A 21,613-nucleotide genomic window follows, 5' to 3' on the forward strand; every position below is an offset into this window, starting at 1 on the left:
AGACGATGCCGGTTCATCATGCTATCTGGCGGGTGGGGAAGAATCCACAGCCACTGACAATCAGCAAACTCGCCAGCGAGCAACTGCTGGAGAAGATGATTTTAAACGACCCAACCATCCTCTCTGACCAGTGGATGATCATCGGCCATCAGGAAAATACGCTCGATAAAGGGCGTATCGATCTGCTGGCGATTGCGCCGGATGCCTCGCTGATCCTGATTGAACTGAAACGCGACCGCACGCCGCGTGAAGTGGTTGCTCAGGCGCTGGATTACGCCTCCTGGGTGGATGATTTAAGTGCCGAGCGTCTGTCGCAGATTTACGATAGATTCTCCGGTGGTGGAAATTTGGGCGACGCATTTAGACAACGCTTCAACGCCGAGCTGGAAGACGATTCCATCAACAAGTCACATCAAATTATTATTGTTGCAGCGGAGCTGGATCCTTCCACCGAACGCATCGTCGACTATCTGAGTAAGAACGGCATCTCAATTAACGTTCTGTTCTTTAAAGTATTCCAGCATGGTGATGAACAGTTCTTAAGCCGCGCCTGGCTTATCGATCCGAGCGAAACGCAAACCAATGCCGCACAGGCCACTGCCACCAGCGCCAGTGCGAAAGAACCCTGGAACGGTGAGTTTTATGTCTCGTTTGGCGATTCAAACAGTCGCGTCTGGGAAGAGGCGCGCCGCTACGGGTTTATCAGCGCGGGTGGCGGGAGCTGGTATAGTCAGACATTAAAACAGCTTCAGCCGGGCAACCGCGTCTGGGTGAAAATTCCGGCAACAGGTTACGTCGGCGTAGGGATTGTACAGAGCGCCGTTGAGCCTGTCAGTAGCTTCACCATCAACACTGACGACGGCGAAAAGCGGGCGATGGATGTGCTTAAGTACAGCGACCTCTATCACCGGAACGCAGATGACCCCGATAAGTCCGAGTTTTTTGTTCCCGTGAAATGGCTGGAAACCCGTAGTGAGCAAGACGCGGTGAATGAGGTCGGATTCTTCGGCAATCAAAACACAGTGTGTAAGCCCACCACGCCGAAATGGCGTCATACAGTAGAAAAGTTGAAAAATTACTTCCCGCGTTGGGATTCAGAGCGTCTTGTGTAAGAAGGACTGACGCGATGCCCGGTTGCGATAACGTATTGAAACTGACCTTTCGGGGGGATGTTTTGCTCCCCTCTTTTACGGGAAGAACCGATCTGGTTAACCTTGCTGGCCAACCATTTCCTAAAATTTCAGGGAGGTAGCATGAAGACAGCAGAATCAGGGCAGGCGAAGGTATTACAAAAGCTCGTAAGTCTTGGGGCTAAAAATATTCAGAATCATAAAGAGGGTAATCATGCATTTATCACGTTTGATGCACCCGACGGAGGGCATTACAAAGTTACAACCCGAGCGAAAACCGCAGGTACATGGCAGACGTCCACGAACTATGCAGCCTCGTGCCAATTCAATGAAAACGATAATGAATTTTGGGTTTTTATTGATCTTGGTCAAGAACCGAACGTCTTCTATGTTGCTCCGATTTCTTGGGTTAAAAATGATATTTTTAATGCTCACCATGACTATTTGCGCAAACATGATGGTCATCGTGCGTTAAATGATAAATCAACCCATCATGCCATTCCGGTAAAGCGTATTACTGCCTGGAAGGATGCGTGGGCAAAAATGGGTTTTTGACACGTCATATTGGTTTATACAGGCTCGCAGGTTTGCTGACGAATACATCAGCACTCTGTAATAGCATGTCGAGAGATGTTGGCGTTTGAATGGATAAAATCGCTAATAGGGTGGGCAGGGGGGATTCTTAATGTCGGTCATGGTGTCCCCTGCAGGAATCGAACCTGCAACTAGCCCTTAGGAGGGGCTCGTTATATCCATTTAACTAAGGGGACGAAGCGGCACCGAGTATACCGGTTTTTGTTTGTCTCGGTAAGTGAGGGGCCGCCTGACTGTTCAAACCGTCGCCATTCAGGACTGTTTTTCCATCTTTTTCTGCGCGTTGTCTCTTTTTTGCGCCGCTATCCTGGCTTCTTCTTTACGCTTGTTGCTCATATCATTGCGGATCTGCGCGTGGCTCATCAGGGCAAAGATAAAGGTACCGCCGCAAATGTTTCCAGCAAGCGTCGGTAAGGCAAATGGCCAGAGGAAGTTGCTCCAGTGCAGCGTACCGTTAAATACCAGATAGAGAATTTCAACCGAACCCACCACGATGTGAGTGGTATCGCCCAGCGCAATCAGCCACGTCATCAGGATAATCACCACGATCTTCGCTGCGCCCGCTGCCGGGAACATCCAGACCATAGTGGCAATCAGCCAGCCGGAAATAATGGCGTTGGCAAACATTTCCGTGGGGCTGTTTTTCATCACCTCCATGCCTATCTTAACGAACGCATCGCGGGTCTCTTCGTTGAAGATAGGCATGTATTCAAAAGCCCACGCCGCAATCGCAGTGCCCAGTACATTCCCCAACAGCACGATGCCCCACAGTCGCATTAACAGGCCCGCGTTACCGAACGTCGGATTTTGCATCACGGGCAACACGGCGGTGACGGTGTTTTCGGTAAATAGCTGCTGACGAGCCATAATGACGATGATAAAACCAAAGGTATAGCCGAGATTCTCCAGCAAGAAACTGCCCGGTACGCCCTCCAGCTCGACGTGGAAGATGCCTTTTGCCAGCAGTGAGGCTCCCATCGAAAGCCCGGCGGCAATGGCTGACCACAACAGCGCCATCGCATCCCGCTCCAGCTCTTTCTCCCCGTCCTGACGGATATGCTCGTGAATCGCCATCGCCCGCGAGGGGAGGCGGTCCTCATCCACTTCTATCTTCTTCCCGCTCTGTTTCTCTTCACTTTCGACGGCTAGCTCGTCGCTATGTGTATCTATCTTGTCGTTTTCATGATCAACCATCATTCATCCCCGGTATGAGCACAGACAAAATAAAGCGTAGCGGTTTTTCGCCTGAACCCCGTCAGGGCATACTCTGAAAACGCAAAAATGGTAACGTTTGTTTTTCGCCATCTCGCTAGAATAGAAGCGCGGCGATTCTGGTGTGACCAGGCTATGATCACATCAACGAGTTCGGTGATATAGACATCGTTTGACGTACTGTTACAATCGCTCACACCTTTACAGGCGGATACGGTAGCGTTCCGTCATGGATGGCAATCAGCGATAGCCATAATTAACAGGGAGACATTTATGAAGCTTCGCCTGTCGGCGCTTGCGCTGGGAACCACACTGCTGGTGGGGTGTGCAAGTTCTGGCACAGAACAGCAGGGGCGTTCAGACCCGTTTGAAGGGTTCAACCGCACCATGTACAACTTCAACTTTAATGTGTTGGATCCGTATATCGTTCGACCGGTGGCTGTCGCCTGGCGTGATTATGTTCCGCAGCCTGCCCGTAATGGTCTGAGCAACTTTACCGGAAACCTGGAAGAACCGGCGGTCATGGTGAACTATTTCCTGCAGGGTGATCCCTATCAGGGGATGGTGCATTTCACCCGTTTCTTCCTCAACACGATTCTGGGGATGGGCGGCTTTATTGACGTCGCCGGTATGGCTAACCAGAAACTGCAGCGCGTTGAGCCACATCGCTTCGGCAGTACCCTCGGCCACTATGGCGTCGGTTACGGTCCTTACGTGCAATTACCGTTCTACGGCAGTTGGACTATTCGTGATGACGGCGGTGATATGGCGGATACGTTCTATCCGGTTCTTTCCTGGCTGACCTGGCCGATGTCTATCGGTAAGTGGACGATTGAAGGGATTGAAACCCGCGCGCAGTTGCTGGATTCCGATGGTTTGCTGCGCCAGTCCTCCGATCCCTACATTATGGTTCGTGAAGCTTACTTCCAGCGTCATGACTTTATCGCGGATGGCGGGAAGCTCAAGCCGCAGGAAAACCCGAACGCGCAGGCGATTCAGGACGAACTGAAAGAGATCGATTCCGAGTGAGTCGATTGGGCAAATAAAAAGGTGAGCAAAAAGCTCACCTTTTTTACATCTGCAACTTTTACATCTGCAACAAATCAGAATGCGTAGTTGAAGTTGGTACCAAAGAGCCAGGCTTTACCTTCGGACTCGAACTGGTATGGACCTTCGCTAATTTTAACGCTCTGACCGTGCATGTAAGAGACGCCAACGTCCACTGAAGCATCTTTATTGAAGGCGTAGGTGGTACCGGCGCTCAGCCAGAAGCGGTCCTGATCCGGAATTGAGATAGAACGGTTTTGAGATGGAACCGGGCTATCATCGAAGGCGATACCGGTACGGAACGTCCAGTTGTCATCGTAGTAGTAAGTGGTACCCAGTGCGATGCGGTAGGCGTCTTTAAAGCCTTCATCTTTCTGGAACAGCGTCTGACCACTGGTGGATTTCGCTTTCAGCTCCTGGAACTGACTCCAGCTGGTATAGGCCAGGCTGTAGTGAATAGCCCACTGCGGCGCCACGCGGTTATAACCCGACACTTCCCACATTTCTGGCAGGTTCAGGGTCAGATAACCCGACTGGGTTGCGCCGCCGGTAGCGGTCGGGATGCCCAGGTTGTAGTTGTTGATCGCTGGCGGCAGATCGCTGCTGTAGTTGCCTTTAAAATCAATTTTGACTTCAGAACGGTAGGTCAAGGCGTAGCGGTTGTTCTTATCCAGTTCATACAGGATCCCAGCGTTCCAGCCGAAGCCCCATTGGTTACCGTTCAGGTGGGCAATTTTAGTATCGCTCGGGATGCCGTTTGCGGTGGCAGCCAGTTGCTGACCCTGCGGCGTTTGTCCGGCAGGCGATTGCATTACCTGACCGGCGACCAGTTGACCCAGGTCACCGGCGAAGCGTTCGATTTTCGCCCGTGCATAAACGGCGTTCAGACCGAGACCAAAGCTCCAGGCGTCATCCAGGCGATAAGCACCGCTCAAGTTGAGGTTCATGGTTTCAAGGTCGGTGGTACCGCCGACAGAACCGCCCGCGTAGGTATCGTTAAACTCTGTCGCCAGACCGTAGTTAGAGGTAATTGACGCCCCCCAACCGAACCGATCGTTAATTGGCGCAACAAAGTGCGCGTTTGGCACCCATGCCGTTGGTGCGATGTTATCCGCATCAAGGCTACGGCCAGACGGCGAGCGTCCGCTGATGTTGACGTCCGGATCGATATAGACCGCACCTGCAGAAAACGTTGGGCGATCGAACATCGTGATCAGCGCTGGGTTACGGCTGACGTTACCTGCATCGTCTGCGATAGCGCCTTCACCCGAATAGGCCCGGCCGAGGCCAGAGGAAGAAAATTCGTTTAACTGAAAGCCTGCAGACCAGGCCTGGGTGGAGATAATTGCCACTGCGACTGCGAGAGCAGACTTTGTTAACAGGGTTTTCTGGCTCATGACCATAACCTCAATTGATTTATTTTTATACAAACTATGTTACATGGTGTAACAGGAGCGCGAAGTGTAGGGTCTGTGGTACGACTTAGAAATCAGACCAGTGGCGTGAGTATAGGTCTGACCAGATGAAATGTTGCAAGTATGTTTATAAGTTTTTTCAATTGTGATCTTAAAAACGCGATCCAGCTGGCAAAATTGACGGTTTGCGCACTCATTCTTTTGGGTGAAATTTGTTCTGGATCATTTTTAAGTGTGATTTCGGTCACTTATCGCATTTCGCACAATTAACAACTGGAGAGGCGAATGTGGGGAGCGTAAAATATCCCCATCGTTTATCTGGCACCCTGGGTGCAAAATACAGAGGAAATCTACAATGAGTAAATGCAGTGCTGATGAAACCCCGGTTTGCTGCTGTATGGATGTTGGTACCATCATGGACAACTCCGATTGCACCGCATCATACAGCCGCGTGTTCGCTAACCGCGCAGATGCAGAAGAGACGCTGGCGGCGCTGACCGAAAAAGCGCGCAGCGTGGAATCTGAACCGTGCAAAATCACCTCAACCTTCACCGAAGAGTCTGACGGTGTGCGTCTGGATATCGATTTTGTCTTCGCCTGTGAAGCCGAAACCCTGATCTTCCAGCTGGGTCTGCGTTAATCCCGCCTCGTTGTTTTTGATGCCCCGGTGATTTTTCCCGGGGCATTTTCATTTCAGGCAGTGATTATTCACTGTGCCATAGCTCTCACTTTCTTTGCGCTCCGCTTGGCTAAATGTAAAAAATTGGTTAAGACTATGGTCAGGTCAGACCACTTATTTTATTTTTACAGGGGAGTGTTATGCGTCAGGTTTTACCGCTGGTCACCCGTCAGGGCGATCGCATCGCCATTGTGAGCGGATTACGTACGCCTTTTGCCCGTCAGGCGACCGCCTATCATGGCATTCCCGCCGTCGATCTCGGCAAAATGGTGGTTGGCGAACTGCTTGCGCGCAGTGAAATCCCTGCCGATGTTATTGAGCAACTGGTTTTTGGGCAGGTCGTCCAGATGCCGGAAGCGCCGAACATTGCCCGTGAAATTGTGCTCGGGACCGGGATGAATGTGCATACCGATGCCTACAGCGTCAGTCGTGCCTGTGCGACCAGTTTTCAGGCCGTCGCTAACGTTGCGGAAAGCCTGATGGCCGGTACTATTCGTGCAGGTATCGCTGGCGGGGCGGACTCTTCTTCGGTACTGCCCATTGGCGTCAGCAAAAAACTGGCGCGGGTGCTGGTTGATGTCAACAAAGCCCGCACGATGGGGCAGCGTCTGCAACTCTTTTCCCGTCTGCGCTTGCGCGATCTGATGCCCGTCCCGCCTGCCGTGGCGGAGTACTCTACCGGCCTGCGAATGGGCGATACCGCCGAACAGATGGCGAAAACCTACGGCATTACCCGTGAACAACAGGACGCTCTGGCGCATCGCTCTCATCAGCGAGCCGCCCAGGCGTGGGCAGAAGGAAAGCTGGCCGATGAGGTGATGACCACCTACACGCCGCCTTTTAAAGATCCCCTGTCTGAAGATAACAACATTCGCGGCAACTCCACGCTGGCAGACTATGCCAGACTGCGTCCGGCATTTGACCGGAAACATGGCAGCGTAACGGCGGCAAACAGTACGCCGCTGACGGATGGCGCGGCGGCGGTCATCCTGATGACGGAATCTCGTGCCAAAGAGTTGGGGCTGGTTCCGCTCGGCTATCTGCGCAGCTACGCGTTTACCGCTATCGATGTCTGGCAGGATATGTTGCTGGGACCGGCCTGGTCCACGCCGCTGGCGCTGGAACGTGCGGGGATCACGATGGCCGATCTGACGCTTTTCGATATGCACGAAGCCTTTGCCGCGCAGACGCTGGCGAATCTCCAGTTACTCGGTAGTGAGCGCTTTGCCCGTGAGGTGCTCGGTCGGTCCCATGCCACCGGTGAAGTCGATGACAGCAAATTTAACGTACTCGGTGGCTCGATTGCCTTTGGACATCCGTTTGCCGCGACGGGCGCGAGGATGATTACGCAAACCCTGCACGAATTACGCCGGCGCGGTGGCGGCTTTGGTCTGGTCACCGCCTGTGCGGCGGGTGGACTGGGTGCGGCAATGGTTCTGGAGGCGGAATAATGGAAACGACATCGGCTTTTACGCTTAACGTTCGTCTGGACAACGTCGCCGTCATTTCCGTTGATGTCCCAGGAGAAAAGATGAACACCCTCAAGGCGGAATTCGCCTCCGAGGTTCGGGTCATACTTAAACAGATCCGTGAAAACAAGGCGATTCGCGGCGTCGTGATCGTTTCCGCGAAAGCGGACAATTTCATTGCCGGGGCGGATATCAATATGATTAGTCGCTGCAAAAGCGCGCAAGAAGCGGAAACGCTGGCGCGACAGGGGCAGCAACTGATGGCGGAGATCAACGCGCTGCCGATCCCGGTGGTTGCCGCCATTCACGGAGCCTGTCTGGGCGGCGGGCTTGAACTGGCGCTGGCCTGTCATGCGCGTGTCTGTACGGATGATGCGAAAACGGTACTCGGTTTACCGGAAGTTCAACTGGGACTGCTACCGGGTTCAGGCGGCACCCAACGGCTTCCGCGCCTGGTGGGCGTCAGTACGGCACTGGATATGATCCTCACCGGTAAGCAACTTCGCGCGAAGCAGGCGTTGAAAGCGGGGCTGGTGGACGAGGTGGTTCCGCAGACGATCCTGCTGGACGCCGCCGTGGAATGGGCGAAAAAAGATCGCCCCGGTCATCGATCCCTTCCGGTTCGTGAACGTATTCTGGCGGGCCCACTTGGGCGAGCGTTGCTGTTCCGCATGGTCGGTAAGAAAACAGAACAGAAAACTCAGGGTAACTACCCGGCGACAGAACGCATTTTGCAGGTGATTGAAACGGGACTGGCGCAGGGCAGCAGCAGCGGCTATGACGCGGAAGCGCGCGCATTTGGCGAGCTGGCGATGACGCCGCAGTCCCAGGCGTTACGTAATATCTTTTTTGCCAGTACGGACGTGAAAAAGGATCCGGGCAGTGAGGTTTCGCCAGGACCGTTACGCAGCGTCGGCGTATTAGGCGGTGGACTGATGGGCGGGGGCATTGCATACGTTACTGCCTGTAAAGGTGGCTTGCCAGTTCGCATCAAAGACATTAATCCCAAAGGAATCAATCACGCACTGAAATACAGCTGGGATCAGCTTGAAACGAAGGTGCGTCGCCGGCATATCAAAGCCAGCGAGCGTGACAAACAGCTGGCGCTGATTTCAGGTTCGGTGGATTATCGCGGCTTTTCCCATCGCGATGTGGTTATTGAAGCGGTGTTTGAAGATTTGTCGTTAAAACAACAGATGGTGGCGGAAGTTGAGCAAAATTGCGCCTCACACACGATTTTTGCCTCCAATACCTCATCTTTACCCATTGGCGACATTGCGGCAAAAGCGGCCAGACCCGAGCAGGTGATAGGTCTGCACTTCTTTAGCCCGGTTGAGAAAATGCCGCTGGTGGAGGTGATCCCGCATGCCACGACGTCGGGGCAAACCATCGCCACCACGGTTAAGTTGGCGAAAAAACAGGGCAAAACACCGATTGTGGTGCGTGATAAGGCTGGATTCTACGTAAACCGTATTCTTGCACCGTATATCAATGAAGCGATTCGCCTGCTAACCGAAGGCGAGCGGGTCGAACAGATCGACAGCGCACTGGTAAAGTTTGGTTTTCCGGTTGGGCCAATCCAACTTTTGGATGAGGTCGGAATCGACACAGGCACTAAAATTATACCGATACTGGAAGCCGCTTATGGCGAGCGTTTTAGCGCCCCTGCAAATGTTGTTTCATCAATATTGAATGACGATCGCAAAGGTAGAAAAAATGGTCGGGGTTTCTATCTTTATGGGGCGAAAGGGCGTAAAAGCAAAAAACAGGTCGACCCTGCAATTTATAGGCTTATAGGCGCGCAGGGGCAAAGTCGGCTCTCCACCCAGCAGATTGCGGAACGTTGCGTCATGTTAATGCTCAATGAGGCGGCGCGCTGCTTCGACGAGCAGGTGATCCGTAGCGCGCGCGATGGTGACATCGGCGCGGTGTTTGGTATTGGTTTTCCTCCGTTTCTCGGTGGCCCGTTCCGTTATATGGATTCTCTCGGCGCGGGTGAAGTGGTTGCGGTATTGCAACGTCTGGCTTCGCTGTATGGTCCACGGTTTACGCCGTGCGATACGTTGTTACAGATGGCGGAGCGGGGTGAAAGTTTCTGGAAAGCAGATGCAACTGACCTGAATTAACAAGGTCAAATGTAAGGTAAATCCGTACTGAATGGTTGTGGGTTGGTTAAATTGTAAACACAGATTGACTATACTTACGCCATTGAGGTAAAACACAGCGTTTCATTCAGTGAACGGATAAGGCACAATGCCGGCCACTGCATTACAGCAACCCTGAGAGGTTTTAGCTGGGGTGCGTGTGATTCTGGTTAACAAAAGCGGTGCAATATGCAAGTTTTTATCATGCGTCACGGCGACGCGGCCCTCGATGCCGCCAGTGATTCGGTTCGTCCCTTAACCACCTGTGGTTGTGATGAATCCCGCCTTATGGCGAACTGGCTGAAAGGTCAAAAAGTGGATATCGAACGAGTTCTGGTGAGCCCGTTCCTGCGAGCCGAACAAACGTTGGATGTGGTAGGGGGATGCATGAACCTGCCAGGCGACGTGGATGTTTTGCCGGAGTTGACTCCCTGCGGTGATGTCGGTCTGGTCAGCGCTTATTTACAAGCTCTGGCCAATGAAGGTGTCGCCACCGCACTGGTGATTTCCCACCTCCCGTTAGTGGGTTACCTGGTGTCCGAGCTGTGCCCAGGCGAAACGCCGCCGATGTTTACCACCTCAGCGATTGCCAGTGTAACGCTGGATGACAGCGGAAAAGGGGTATTCAACTGGCAGATGAGTCCGTGTAACCTCAAAATGGCGAAAGCGATTTAACCTGTCGTCTTATCCTGTATCGGGATGAGGTTTGTCATACTCTCAAAGAGCCGCTGATGCGGCTCTTGTTGTTTTTGCGCTCAGGGCAGTTCCGGCGGTGCCCACTCTTCCACCTCGATCAGCACCAGCAGCGCGGCATCGCCGCCGTACTCTTTTGGTGCCTGATGGAAAGCCATGACATGCGGATGTTGCGCCAGCCACAGGGGCGTCTGTTGCTTCAGCACATGTTTGCCGTGACCGTGCATCACACAGGCGCAAAACACATGCTCCCGTCGACAGGCGGCAATCAGCGCGCCCAGTTCCTGCTTGGCCTGAAGCTGCGTCAGACCGTGTAAATCGAGAAACAATTCCGGAGAGTAATCGCCACGACGCATTTTCTTCAGTTCGAAATGGCTGACGTCAGGACGAACATATTTCACCGGGCCTTCCGTATTCAGCAGCGGCTGAAACTCATCAGAGAAATAGTGGCTGGCATCGGCCTGCTCTGAAAGCAGTCGCTTAACCGGAACTTCGGTGACCTTTTTACGTAGCGGGCGATGAACAATCGTGTCCTGTTTAATCTGACGGGTGCCGGTCATCAACTGTCGGAACAGCGCCTGGTCCTCCTCGCTGAGCGATGTTTTCTTTTTCATTCTGCGGTCTCATCTTTTTTTATTATCCGTTAGTTTACCCGACTCGATGCGGATGCGAATGCTCAAAACGCAATTTTCACCCGCTACCCCTGCGTGATTGCTGATTTATCGCCGTCTTCATGGCAAACTAGCCGCCGAAATTAATGCGAGCATGCCCTGGAGGAACAGATGGATAAAATTTTCGTTGATGAAGCAGTGAGTGATCTGCATACCATTCAGGACATGTTGCGCTGGGCGGTTAGCCGTTTTAGTGCGGCGAATATCTGGTACGGTCATGGTACGGATAACCCGTGGGATGAAGCCGTACAACTGGTACTGCCCTCGTTGTATCTGCCGCTGGATATTCCCGAAGATATGCGCACCGCGCGCCTGACCTCCAGCGAACGCCACCGTATTGTTGAGCGCGTGATCCGTCGCGTGAACGAACGTATCCCGGTGGCCTATCTGACCAATAAAGCCTGGTTCTGCGGCCATGAGTTCTATGTCGATGAACGCGTGCTGGTGCCGCGCTCTCCGATTGGCGAGCTGATCAACAACCGCTTTGCGGGTCTGATTGCACAACAACCTCACCACATACTGGATATGTGTACGGGTAGCGGTTGTATCGCTATTGCCTGCGCCTACGCCTTCCCAGAAGCGGAAGTGGACGCGGTAGATATCTCGGTAGACGCGCTGGCCGTGACGGAACGCAACATTGAAGAGCACGGTCTGATCCATCACGTCACGCCCATTCGCTCCGATCTGTTCCGCGACCTGCCTAAGGTCCAGTACGACCTGATCGTGACCAACCCACCGTACGTTGACGCGGAAGATATGTCCGATCTGCCTAATGAATATCGTCATGAGCCGGAACTGGGGCTGGCGTCCGGTACTGACGGCCTGAAACTCACCCGTCGCATTCTGGGCAACGCGCCGGATTACCTGTCTGATGACGGTATTCTGATTTGTGAAGTCGGTAACAGCATGGTACATCTGATGGAACAATACCCGGATGTGCCGTTCACCTGGCTGGAATTTGACAATGGCGGCGATGGCGTCTTTATGCTGACCAAAGCCGAATTGATCGCTGCCCGCGAGCACTTCAGCCTCTATAAAGATTAAACCACAACGACAACAACGAGACCGCAATGGCAGGAAATACAATTGGACAACTCTTTCGTGTAACCACCTTCGGCGAATCGCACGGGCTGGCGCTCGGTTGTATCGTCGACGGTGTGCCGCCGGGCATTCCGCTGACGGAAGCTGACCTGCAACACGATCTCGACAGACGTCGCCCTGGCACGTCACGTTACACAACGCAGCGTCGTGAACCGGATCAGGTCAAAATCCTTTCCGGCGTGTTTGAAGGCGTAACGACAGGCACCAGCATTGGGCTGCTGATTGAAAACACCGATCAGCGTTCACAGGACTACAGCGCCATCAAGGACGTGTTTCGTCCCGGACACGCGGATTACACCTACGAGCAGAAATATGGTCTGCGCGATTATCGTGGCGGCGGACGTTCCTCCGCACGAGAAACCGCGATGCGCGTGGCGGCAGGGGCGATTGCTAAAAAATATCTCACCGAAAAATTTGGCATTATCATTCAGGGCTGTCTGACCCAGATGGGCGACATTCCGCTGGCGATCAAAGACTGGTCGCAGGTAGAGCTTAACCCTTTCTTCTGTCCGGACCCGGATAAGATTGAGGCGCTGGATGAACTGATGCGTGCGCTGAAAAAAGAGGGCGATTCCATCGGCGCGAAGGTAACCGTGGTCGCCAGCGGCGTACCGGCAGGGCTGGGCGAGCCGGTCTTTGATCGTCTCGATGCCGACATCGCCCACGCGCTGATGAGCATCAACGCGGTGAAAGGCGTCGAAATTGGCGACGGGTTTGACGTCGTGGCGCTTCGCGGTAGCCAGAACCGTGACGAAATCACCAAAGAGGGGTTCCAGAGCAATCATGCTGGCGGTATTCTGGGCGGGATCAGCAGCGGTCAGCAGATCGTGGCCCACATGGCGCTGAAACCGACGTCCAGTATTACCGTTCCAGGGCGTACCATTAATCGCTTTGGCGAGGAGGTGGAGATGATCACCAAAGGACGCCACGATCCGTGCGTGGGGATCCGCGCCGTACCGATCGCGGAAGCGATGCTGGCGATCGTGCTGATGGATCACCTGTTACGTCAACGGGCGCAAAATGCGGATGTCAAAACGGATATTCCACGCTGGTAAGAGATGAAAAAAACCGCGATAGCACTGCTGGCCCTGCTTGCCAGTACGACCAGTCTGGCGGCGACGCCGTGGCAAAAAATTGCCCAACCCGTGCCGGGCAGCGCGCAGTCAATTGGTGGCTTCTCGAACGGCTGCATTGTGGGGGCGGACACGCTTCCCGTGCAGTCCGAGCATTATCAGGTGATGCGCACCGATCAGCGTCGCTATTTCGGCCATCCCGACCTGGTGATGTTTATTCAGCGCCTGAGTACGCAGGTGAACAATCTTGGACTGGGAACGGTGCTGATTGGCGACATGGGAATGCCCGCCGGTGGTCGATTTAATGGTGGACATGCCAGCCATCAGACCGGCCTGGATGTGGATATTTTCCTGCAGTTGCCAAAAACGCGCTGGACTCAGGCGCAACTGCTGCGTCCCCAGGCGCTGGATTTGGTCGCCCGTGACGGTAAACATGTGGTGCCGACCCTGTGGAAACCGGAAATCGCCAGCCTGATTAAGCTGGCGGCGGAAGATAACGACGTCACCCGTATTTTTGTGAACCCTGCCATAAAACAGCAACTTTGCCTCGATGCCGGTACCGATCGCGACTGGTTACGTAAAGTGCGACCCTGGTTCCAGCATCGTGCGCATATGCATGTACGATTGCGTTGTCCTGCCGACAGCCTTGAGTGCGAAGACCAACCGTTGCCTCCTCCAGGCGATGGCTGTGGTGCCGAGCTGCAAAGTTGGTTTGAACCACCAAAACCTGGAACAACAAAGCCTGAGAAGAAGACACCACCTCCGTTGCCGCCTTCCTGCCAGGCGCTACTGGATGAGCATGTACTCTAATGGATAATTTTGCGGACCTGTTTATGGTCTCCCCGCTGCTGTTGATGGTGTTGTTTTTTGTGGCAATGCTGGCTGGATTTATCGACTCACTGGCGGGCGGCGGCGGTCTGTTGACCATCCCCGCGCTGATGGCGGCAGGGATGTCTCCCGCGCAGGCGCTGGCGACCAACAAACTGCAGGCCTGCGGCGGCTCGATTTCTTCTTCGATTTATTTTATTCGCCGTAAAGTGGTGAACCTCGCTGACCAGAAACTCAATATCGCGATGACGTTTATTGGCTCGATGAGCGGCGCGCTGTTGGTGCAGCATGTGAAGTCTGACGTGTTACGTCAGGTCCTGCCTGTTCTGGTGATCTGCATTGGTCTCTACTTTTTGCTGATGCCGAAAGTGGGTGAGGAAGACCGACAGCGTCGTCTGTACGGTCTGCCGTTTGCCCTGGTCGCCGGGGGTTGCGTAGGCTTTTACGATGGCTTTTTTGGCCCGGCGGCAGGTTCATTTTACGCGTTGTCATTTGTCATGCTGTGTGGCTATAACCTCTCTAAATCGACGGCCCACGCCAAGGTGCTGAATGCCACCTCCAATATTGGCGGCCTGCTGCTGTTTGTCATCGGCGGGAAAGTGATTTGGGCCACCGGTTTTGTCATGCTGATCGGACAGTTTCTCGGGGCGCGAATGGGTTCCCGACTGGTACTGAGCAAAGGACAAAAGCTGATTCGCCCGATGATCGTCATTGTCTCGGCGGTGATGAGCATGAAACTTCTTTATGATAACCATGGACAGGAGATTCTCCACTGGCTGGGGATGAATTAATGAACAGTACGCACCGCTACGAACAGTTGATTGACATTTTTAACGGCTGCTTTGCCGATGATTTTAATACCCGTCTGATTAAAGGCGACGACGAACCGATCTATCTTCCTGCTGATGCAGAGATCCCGTATCACCGGATTGTCTTTGCGCACGGCTTTTACGCCAGCGCATTGCATGAGATTTCGCACTGGTGCATTGCCGGAAAGGCGCGCCGCGAGCTGGTGGATTTCGGCTACTGGTATTGTCCGGACGGTCGAGATGCGGCGACGCAGGGTCAGTTTGAAGATGTAGAAGTGAAACCGCAGGCGTTTGACTGGTTGTTCTGCGTGGCGGCGGGGTATCCGTTTAACGTCAGTTGCGACAACCTGGAAGGCGATTTTGAACCGGACCGCGTGGTGTTCCAGCGTCGGGTTCATGCGCAGGTGATGGCGTATCTGGAGAACGGCATTCCCGAACGTCCGGCGCGCTTCATTAAGGCATTACAGAATTATTATCACACGCCTGAATTTACGGCGGAACAGTTCCCGTGGCCAGAAGCGCTCAACTGAAGCCAGCGCCACGTTACAATGAGGAAAGAAGATGATCGCGGAGTTTGAATCACGCATTCTGGCATTAATCGATGACATGGTAGAGCATGCAAGCGATGATGAGCTGTTTGCCAGTGGGTATTTGCGTGGCCACCTGACGTTAGCCGTCGCAGAACTGGAAGGGACTGATGACCATTCTGCTCAGGCCGTCTATGCCAACGTCACCCGCAGCCTGGAAAACGCAATCGGTGCCGGTGAGTTGTCGCCGCGCGATCAGGCGTTAGTGAAAGAGATGTGGGACACGCTGTTCCAGAAAGCAACGCAATAATCACGATACCGCCATCCGGCCTGGTTACCTTGCCGGATGGCGCGTTTGTTTATCCCATCGGTGTTTTAACCGCTTTCCCTTTCAACAATTTCCGCACCCATAAACGATTTGGATTTAATGCTGCCAGCGTGGCGGCATCCATCGGCACGGGTTCATTACTCATTTGTGAAGCCAGTATTTCTGCGCACAGGGGCGCAGAGCACAGCCCGCGGGAACCCAGCGCACCCAGCATAAATAAATCGTCATACACCGGCGCATTTGCCGCGCCCGCTTTGTTGTCGGCCAAATCAGCGTACTGCACCAGTGTGGCAGCGTAGTCGGGAACGTTTCCCACCATCGGCAAATGATCGCGGGTGGCGCAGCGCACGCCGCAGCGCGCCGCGTTGTCGCTGACATCGACCTCTTTGACCCATTCCGCCGCCGGGAAGCAGTCAATCAAGCGCTGTCGATTTTGCTGCTGATCGTCTTCCCGATACTGCGTCTCTTCGCTGCCGCGATGGTAGCTGGCACCGATACAGTGCTGCTGATTAGCCGGGTTCTGCGGCGTGAGATAACCGTCATAGCACAGCACCTGACGAATATTACAAAGTGCTGGCGTGGTCGGAATATGGCTGACCTGGCCGGCGACAGCGTAGACGGGCAACGGTTGTGTCTGCGTAAAATGGTTAATCCGATGACCGTTAGCCAGTACTACCACGGCATGTTCAGCGCAATTACCGTGCGTAAACTGCAAATTCCAGCCGGATGCAGACTGATTAAGTGCCGCCAGCGAATGCTGATAGTGACAGCGTAATCCCTGTTTTTCAGCAAGCAGAAGCACGGCGGCGGTTAATTGCGCCGGGCACAGCCAGCCGCCCAGAGGATACATCACGCCGCCACAATTGGTATCGACACCGGTAAGACGTCGCGCCTGTTCAGCATCAACGGCGTTCGCCAGCGCTGACGGTAAATCCAGCGACAGCATCTGCGTGATTTTCTGCTGACTCTTGTCGTCCCAGCCCAGTTGCGTGACGCCACACCAGTCGTGATCGAACCTGACGGGCAGGGCGTCATAGAGACGACGGGCAAACGTAAACGCGGCGGGGAAAAAGAGGTTTATTGCCGCATCGTGTTTGCTGAGAAGAGGGTAGAGCGCCCCCTGACGGTTGCCGGACGCGCCCTGAGCGGGTTTATCATCCGCGCAATAGAGCGTGACCTGCCAACCGCGGCGCAACAGCGCCAGCGAAAGCAGCGCGCTGGCAATCCCGCCGCCAATGAGGGCAACCTCGCGTTTTTCACTGCCCTGACGGGAAAACCACGGCATTGATGCTGGCAGCGCGGGAGCGTGTTCCATCACGCCGCGCAGCATCTCGCGCTTGCGCCCAAAGCCTTTGCATTTCTGCATGGTAAAACCGGCTTCCTGTAAACCGCGACGGACAAATCCGGCAGACGTAAAGGTCGCCAGCGTACCGCCCGGCCGAGCCAGTCTCGCCATCGCGTTAAACAGCGTTGGCGTCCACATGTCCGGGTTTTTGGCCGGGGCGAAGCCATCAAGAAACCAGGCGTCGACTTTTTGATTCAGGCTGTCATCGAGTTGATCGGTGAGTTCATTGATATCGCCAAACCAGAGATCGAGCGTGACGCGTCCTTCATCCAGCAGCAGACGGTGGCAACCCGCCAGCGGTAACGGCCACTGGGCCTGAAGCTGTCCGGCAAATTCAGCCAACTCCGGCCAGTGCTGATGTGCCGCCGTGAGATCGTCGCGGGTCAGCGGAAATTTTTCAAAACTGATGAAATGTAATCTTTGTAGCGTAGCCTCGGGCTGAGTGGCGCGAAATTCAGCAAACGCCTGCCAGAGCGTGAGAAAGTTCAGACCGGTGCCGAAACCGCTCTCCGCCACCACAAACAGCGGGTGAGAATGTTTTGCAAAACGTTCTGTGATTCGGTTGCCGCCGAGGAAGACATAGCGCGTCTCTTCCAGACCGTTGTCGTTGGAAAAGTAGACGTCGTCAAAATCTCGGGAAACAGGTGTACCCTCAGCGTTGAATTCGAGGTTGGCGGGTTGTATAGCGTATTGTTTCACGTAAGTTACTCGTCTGACAGGCAGTGTCACGATCTTAGCGATGTGTGCCAGGCGGCGCAAATTTCAGTACAAATTGGCTGATCGGACTTGTTCGGCGTACAAGTGTACGCTATTGTGCCAATCGAAACTTACTATAGTGCGATTACAGAGGTATTGAATGAAACGTGCAGTGATTACTGGCTTGGGCATCGTTTCCAGCATCGGTAATAACCAGCAGGAAGTCCTGGCATCTCTGCGTGAAGGACGTTCAGGGATCACTTTTTCTGACGAGTTTAAAGATGCAGGAATGCGTAGCCACGTATGGGGCAACGTCAAACTGGACACCACTGGTTTGATCGACCGTAAGGTGGTTCGTTTCATGAACGATGCCTCTATTTATGCCTATCTCTCCATGCGTGAAGCGATTGCAGATGCCGGCCTGAGTGAAGACGCGTATCAGAACAACCCGCGCGTTGGTCTGATTGCCGGTTCCGGCGGCTCTTCCAAAGCGCAGGTATTCGGTGCTGACGCAATGCGTAGTCCGCGTGGCCTGAAAGCGGTTGGCCCGTATGTGGTCACCAAAGCGATGGGCTCCGCAGTTTCTGCCTGCCTCGCAACACCGTTCAAAATTCACGGCGTAAACTACTCAATCAGCTCCGCCTGTGCGACCTCCGCACACTGCATCGGTAATGCGGTCGAGCAGATCCAACTGGGCAAACAGGACATCGTATTTGCGGGCGGCGGCGAAGAACTGGGCTGGGAAATGGCCTGTGAGTTCGACGCGATGGGCGCACTGTCCACCAAATATAACGACCAGCCTTCTAAAGCTTCTCGTACCTATGACGCGCACCGTGACGGTTTTGTTATCGCAGGCGGCGGCGGTATGGTGGTGGTTGAAGAACTGGAACACGCGCTGGCGCGTGGAGCCCATATCTACGCGGAAATCGTGGGCTACGGCGCGACGTCTGATGGCGCTGACATGGTGGCACCGTCTGGTGAAGGCGCGGTGCGCTGCATGCAGATGGCGATGCACGGCGTTGATACTCCAATCGACTACCTGAACTCCCACGGTACCTCTACGCCAGTGGGTGACGTGAAAGAACTGGGTGCGATTCGCGAAGTGTTTGGCGATAACAGCCCGGCTATCTCCGCGACCAAAGCGATGACCGGTCACTCTCTGGGCGCTGCTGGCGTACAGGAAGCGATTTACTCTCTGCTGATGCTGGAACACGGCTTTGTCGCACCAAGCATCAACATCGAAGAGATGGACGAGCAGGCTGCCGGTCTGAACATTGTGACCGAAACTCTCGATCGTGAACTGACCACCGTTATGTCCAACAGCTTCGGTTTCGGCGGTACCAACGCCACGCTGGTGATGCGTAAACTGAAAGCGTAAGTGACTTTCTTAATAAGAAGGGGAGCCCGGTTGCTCCCCTTTTTTGTTTCGTTGACAAAATGCATGCGTAGCAGGCAGACTTCAGGCCCATCATTATCTTCCGGATAATGTGTAAGCGTTTGACGTTATCCAACGCACCTTAATCCTGACGGTCAGGTGGAGGGGGCGTGGCAATTCCTCGCCTTACTCTGCATTCTGGAGTAACGCATGACAGCAGTAACCCATAAAGAAAAAACATCTGTAGCGAACACATCGCTTTTTCGCATCGCTTTTGCGGTCTTTTTGACCTACATGACGGTCGGCTTGCCGCTACCCGTTATTCCACTTTTTGTCCACCATGAGCTGGGCTATGGCAATACGATGGTCGGTATTGCCGTGGGAATTCAGTTTCTGGCTACCGTCTTAACACGCGGTTATGCCGGGCGACTTGCCGATCAGTACGGTGCCAAACGTTCTGCGCTTCAGGGGATGTTCGCCTGCGCGCTGGCAGGCGGCGCGTGGCTACTGGCGGCGCTGTTACCCGTTTCTGAACCGATCAAATTCGCATTATTGATAGTCGGACGTCTGATCCTCGGCTTTGGTGAAAGCCAGTTGCTCACCGGCACGCTGACCTGGGGACTGGGCCTGGTGGGGCCTGCACGTTCCGGTAAGGTGATGTCGTGGAACGGGATGGCGATTTACGGTGCGCTGGCTGCAGGCGCGCCACTGGGGCTGCTCATCCACAGCCATTTTGGTTTTGCGGGTCTTGCGGGCACGACAATGGCGTTACCGCTGCTGGCATGGGCGTTTAACGGAACGGTGCGTAAAGTACCTGCTCATGCGGGCGAGCGCCCCTCGCTGTGGAGCGTGGTGGGGCTTATCTGGAAACCGGGTCTGGGCCTCGCGTTGCAAGGTGTCGGATTTGCCGTTATCGGCACTTTTATCTCTCTCTATTTTGCCAGTCACGGTTGGGCTATGGCCGGCTTTACGCTGACCGCGTTTGGCGGGGCCTTTGTCATTATGCGCGTGCTGTTTGGCTGGATGCCGGACCGCTTTGGTGGGGTCAAGGTGGCTATCGCTTCCCTGCTGATAGAGACCGTTGGACTGATACTGCTCTGGCTGGCACCGACGGCGTGGTTTGCGCTGCTCGGGGCGGCATTAACCGGGGCCGGGTGTTCGCTAATCTTCCCGGCGCTCGGCGTTGAAGTGGTGAAACGCGTACCGTCGCAGGTTCGCGGAACTGCCCTGGGGGGATACGCCGCATTTCAGGATATCTCTTACGCGGTCACCGGCCCGCTGGCGGGGTTGCTTGCCACGTCCTGTGGCTATCAATCTGTATTTCTTGCCGGAGCGATTTCGGCGGTACTGGGGATTGTGGTGACGCTGTTGTCGTTTCGCCGGGGCTAGATGACCAGCCAGAACACCAGTAACGCGATCAGCAGGGCGATAAACAACAGTCCGGGACGCGCGGTGAACGATCGCAGCGTCTCAATAAACGGTGCAAACGGACTGTAAATCGGCTGAATGTGGCGTGGATCGGTGAATTCCCGATCGCGCTCAACGCGCTTGAGGAAGATCTGATTCAGGAGATCCTGTACCTGGGCGGCGGTGAGCACGGTTTGCGGTTGGATCTGCCCGTTCTGCTGGGCGTAATCTTTCAAACTGGCCAGCTCGTCGGCTTCCAGCGGTTGCTTAAGCGCCGCCTGTAGCGATTGCAGAGTGGGGGCATGTTGCAGACTCAGGGTCTGACGCGCCTGTAGCCAGGTCGCCAGATGGGTGAAATGTTTTGCCGGGATCAGCTCACCGCTTTTCACGCCAGAGAGTTCCAGCATCGATTGCCAGATAAGCTTGCCGGATTCCCCCGTGGCGGCGGCCAGTTTAGTCACCAACTGATTTAACGTATTGTGTTCGGCTGGCATCAGCGGGCGATCGGTTGCCGGACGCTGTTGCGGCTGCGGGATCGACAGCTGCCCTTGCTGTAAAAGCGTCAGTACGTTCTTAAGCTGTTCCGGTTTGAGTTGACTGAGCGCCGTTTGTCCGTACTGCTGGCGAATGAAATCGCTCACCGCCTGGCGGTTATTCCCCTGACTCAGCAATTCCGTCAACTGTGAAAGTACCTGACGGTTGGCATGATTCTGTTGGGCTACGCCAAGACGCTGGCTGAGATTTTGCTCCGCCGCAGGGAAATGACGTGACAGTAGCGGAGTGTCGCTTTTCACTCCAAGATCGTGCTTCATGCCGGCCCACACTTCCGCACTTTGCTGTTGCGTCAGTGAAATCAGGCGGGTTATCAGTCGTTCCAGTACGGTCCGCTGTTGCGTGGAGAGCGGTTGTTCGCCCGCCGTGGAAACCGCAGGTTGCCCTTCACCGGGAGGGTGCGCGGGAGTACCGGAAATAGGTTGCATCATCACTTATCCTTAAACCATCAATCTTAGCAAAGTATGCCTGGCGGCCAGATTATGGCACACTTGCCCGGTTAACTCTCGTTCTCAAAC

At 54.5% G+C, this 21,613-nt stretch carries 20 protein-coding genes and 1 tRNA gene; 15 read left to right on the forward strand and 6 right to left on the reverse strand.

The window, feature by feature from the left end; translation table 11 throughout:
* Window positions 1-5 precede the first annotated feature (5 nt).
* Together OGY35_RS02180 and OGY35_RS02185 are read left to right on the forward strand one after the other, a co-directional pair.
* Window positions 6-1,112 (forward strand): DUF8606 domain-containing protein, encoded by a 1,107-nt coding sequence (locus tag OGY35_RS02180; protein ID WP_286631304.1) that lies wholly within the window; start codon window positions 6-8, stop codon window positions 1,110-1,112.
* 141 nt (window positions 1,113-1,253) lie between these two features.
* Window positions 1,254-1,685 carry a hypothetical protein gene (locus OGY35_RS02185; RefSeq protein ID WP_286631305.1) on the forward strand — a complete coding sequence of 144 codons (432 nt, stop codon included), beginning with the start codon at window positions 1,254-1,256 and terminating at the stop codon, window positions 1,683-1,685.
* A gap of 140 nt (window positions 1,686-1,825) precedes the next feature.
* Here OGY35_RS02185 and OGY35_RS02190 read toward each other — a convergent pair.
* Both OGY35_RS02190 and OGY35_RS02195 read right to left on the reverse strand, forming a co-directional pair.
* A tRNA-Arg gene (locus OGY35_RS02190) sits at window positions 1,826-1,900 on the reverse strand.
* Between the two features lie 76 nt (window positions 1,901-1,976).
* The gene (locus OGY35_RS02195; RefSeq protein WP_286631381.1) at window positions 1,977-2,918 is read right to left on the reverse strand and encodes a formate/nitrite transporter family protein; all 942 of its coding nucleotides are present in this window, start codon (window positions 2,916-2,918) and stop codon (window positions 1,977-1,979) included.
* A gap of 291 nt (window positions 2,919-3,209) precedes the next feature.
* On the opposite strand from OGY35_RS02195, the gene mlaA reads away from it, so the two are divergent.
* Complete coding sequence (mlaA, locus tag OGY35_RS02200) at window positions 3,210-3,965, forward strand: phospholipid-binding lipoprotein MlaA (protein WP_152403284.1); 756 nt, start codon at window positions 3,210-3,212, stop codon at window positions 3,963-3,965.
* A 74-nt stretch (window positions 3,966-4,039) separates the two neighbouring features.
* On the opposite strand, the gene fadL is transcribed toward mlaA, so the two are convergent.
* Complete coding sequence (gene fadL / locus OGY35_RS02205) at window positions 4,040-5,380, reverse strand: long-chain fatty acid transporter FadL (RefSeq protein WP_286631306.1); 1,341 nt, start codon at window positions 5,378-5,380, stop codon at window positions 4,040-4,042.
* A gap of 373 nt (window positions 5,381-5,753) precedes the next feature.
* Between fadL and OGY35_RS02210 the strand changes: the two genes are divergently transcribed.
* The 4 genes from OGY35_RS02210 to sixA all read left to right on the forward strand — a co-directional run bounded on the left by OGY35_RS02210 (window position 5,754) and on the right by sixA (window position 10,365).
* A complete protein-coding gene (locus tag OGY35_RS02210; RefSeq protein ID WP_046483140.1) occupies window positions 5,754-6,038 on the forward strand; it encodes a YfcZ/YiiS family protein in 285 nt (94 codons plus the stop codon).
* A gap of 179 nt (window positions 6,039-6,217) precedes the next feature.
* Entirely contained in the window at window positions 6,218-7,528 is a 1,311-nt protein-coding gene (gene fadI / locus OGY35_RS02215) for an acetyl-CoA C-acyltransferase FadI (protein ID WP_286631307.1), read from the forward strand.
* On the forward strand, window positions 7,528-9,672 hold the full coding sequence (gene fadJ / locus OGY35_RS02220) for a fatty acid oxidation complex subunit alpha FadJ (protein WP_286631308.1): 2,145 nt from the start codon (window positions 7,528-7,530) through the stop codon (window positions 9,670-9,672). The genes fadI and fadJ overlap by 1 nt, the downstream gene beginning before the upstream one ends.
* Window positions 9,673-9,879: 207 nt before the next feature.
* On the forward strand, window positions 9,880-10,365 hold the full coding sequence (gene sixA, locus OGY35_RS02225) for a phosphohistidine phosphatase SixA (protein WP_152403292.1): 486 nt from the start codon (window positions 9,880-9,882) through the stop codon (window positions 10,363-10,365).
* 80 nt (window positions 10,366-10,445) lie between these two features.
* Here the strand turns inward: sixA and smrB are convergent, their stop codons facing one another.
* The gene (gene smrB, locus OGY35_RS02230; RefSeq protein ID WP_046483131.1) at window positions 10,446-10,997 is read right to left on the reverse strand and encodes an endonuclease SmrB; all 552 of its coding nucleotides are present in this window, start codon (window positions 10,995-10,997) and stop codon (window positions 10,446-10,448) included.
* A gap of 168 nt (window positions 10,998-11,165) precedes the next feature.
* On the opposite strand from smrB, the gene prmB reads away from it, so the two are divergent.
* The 6 genes from prmB to OGY35_RS02260 are packed head-to-tail and all read left to right on the forward strand — an operon-like array spanning window position 11,166 to window position 15,702.
* Window positions 11,166-12,098, forward strand: a complete 933-nt coding sequence (gene prmB, locus OGY35_RS02235) for a 50S ribosomal protein L3 N(5)-glutamine methyltransferase (protein ID WP_286631309.1) — start codon at window positions 11,166-11,168, stop codon at window positions 12,096-12,098.
* A gap of 26 nt (window positions 12,099-12,124) precedes the next feature.
* The gene (aroC, locus tag OGY35_RS02240; RefSeq protein ID WP_286631310.1) at window positions 12,125-13,210 is read left to right on the forward strand and encodes a chorismate synthase; all 1,086 of its coding nucleotides are present in this window, start codon (window positions 12,125-12,127) and stop codon (window positions 13,208-13,210) included.
* Between the two features lie 3 nt (window positions 13,211-13,213).
* On the forward strand, window positions 13,214-14,038 hold the full coding sequence (mepA, locus tag OGY35_RS02245; protein WP_286631311.1) for a penicillin-insensitive murein endopeptidase: 825 nt from the start codon (window positions 13,214-13,216) through the stop codon (window positions 14,036-14,038).
* Window positions 14,038-14,847: a sulfite exporter TauE/SafE family protein gene (locus OGY35_RS02250; RefSeq protein ID WP_286631312.1), complete on the forward strand. Its 810-nt coding sequence runs from the start codon at window positions 14,038-14,040 to the stop codon at window positions 14,845-14,847. Before mepA ends, OGY35_RS02250 begins: the two co-directional genes overlap by 1 nt.
* Window positions 14,847-15,395: an elongation factor P hydroxylase gene (locus OGY35_RS02255; RefSeq protein WP_286631313.1), complete on the forward strand. Its 549-nt coding sequence runs from the start codon at window positions 14,847-14,849 to the stop codon at window positions 15,393-15,395. The genes OGY35_RS02250 and OGY35_RS02255 overlap by 1 nt, the downstream gene beginning before the upstream one ends.
* Window positions 15,396-15,426: 31 nt before the next feature.
* Entirely contained in the window at window positions 15,427-15,702 is a 276-nt protein-coding gene (locus OGY35_RS02260; RefSeq protein WP_046483117.1) for a YfcL family protein, read from the forward strand.
* 49 nt (window positions 15,703-15,751) lie between these two features.
* Here the strand turns inward: OGY35_RS02260 and mnmC are convergent, their stop codons facing one another.
* Window positions 15,752-17,764: a bifunctional tRNA (5-methylaminomethyl-2-thiouridine)(34)-methyltransferase MnmC2/FAD-dependent 5-carboxymethylaminomethyl-2-thiouridine(34) oxidoreductase MnmC1 gene (gene mnmC, locus OGY35_RS02265; RefSeq protein ID WP_286631314.1), complete on the reverse strand. Its 2,013-nt coding sequence runs from the start codon at window positions 17,762-17,764 to the stop codon at window positions 15,752-15,754.
* 157 nt (window positions 17,765-17,921) lie between these two features.
* On the opposite strand from mnmC, the gene fabB reads away from it, so the two are divergent.
* Together fabB and OGY35_RS02275 are read left to right on the forward strand one after the other, a co-directional pair.
* Window positions 17,922-19,139, forward strand: a complete 1,218-nt coding sequence (gene fabB / locus OGY35_RS02270) for a beta-ketoacyl-ACP synthase I (protein WP_152403309.1) — start codon at window positions 17,922-17,924, stop codon at window positions 19,137-19,139.
* Window positions 19,140-19,346: 207 nt separating this feature from the next.
* A complete protein-coding gene (locus tag OGY35_RS02275; RefSeq protein WP_286631315.1) occupies window positions 19,347-20,525 on the forward strand; it encodes an MFS transporter in 1,179 nt (392 codons plus the stop codon).
* Here the strand turns inward: OGY35_RS02275 and flk are convergent.
* Window positions 20,522-21,523, reverse strand: a complete 1,002-nt coding sequence (gene flk / locus OGY35_RS02280) for a flagella biosynthesis regulator Flk (protein WP_286631382.1) — start codon at window positions 21,521-21,523, stop codon at window positions 20,522-20,524. The genes OGY35_RS02275 and flk overlap by 4 nt on opposite strands.
* Window positions 21,524-21,613: the final 90 nt, after the last annotated feature.

Source organism: Citrobacter sp. Ct235 (assembly GCF_030332305.1).
Classification (GTDB): domain Bacteria; phylum Pseudomonadota; class Gammaproteobacteria; order Enterobacterales; family Enterobacteriaceae; genus Citrobacter_A; species Citrobacter_A telavivensis.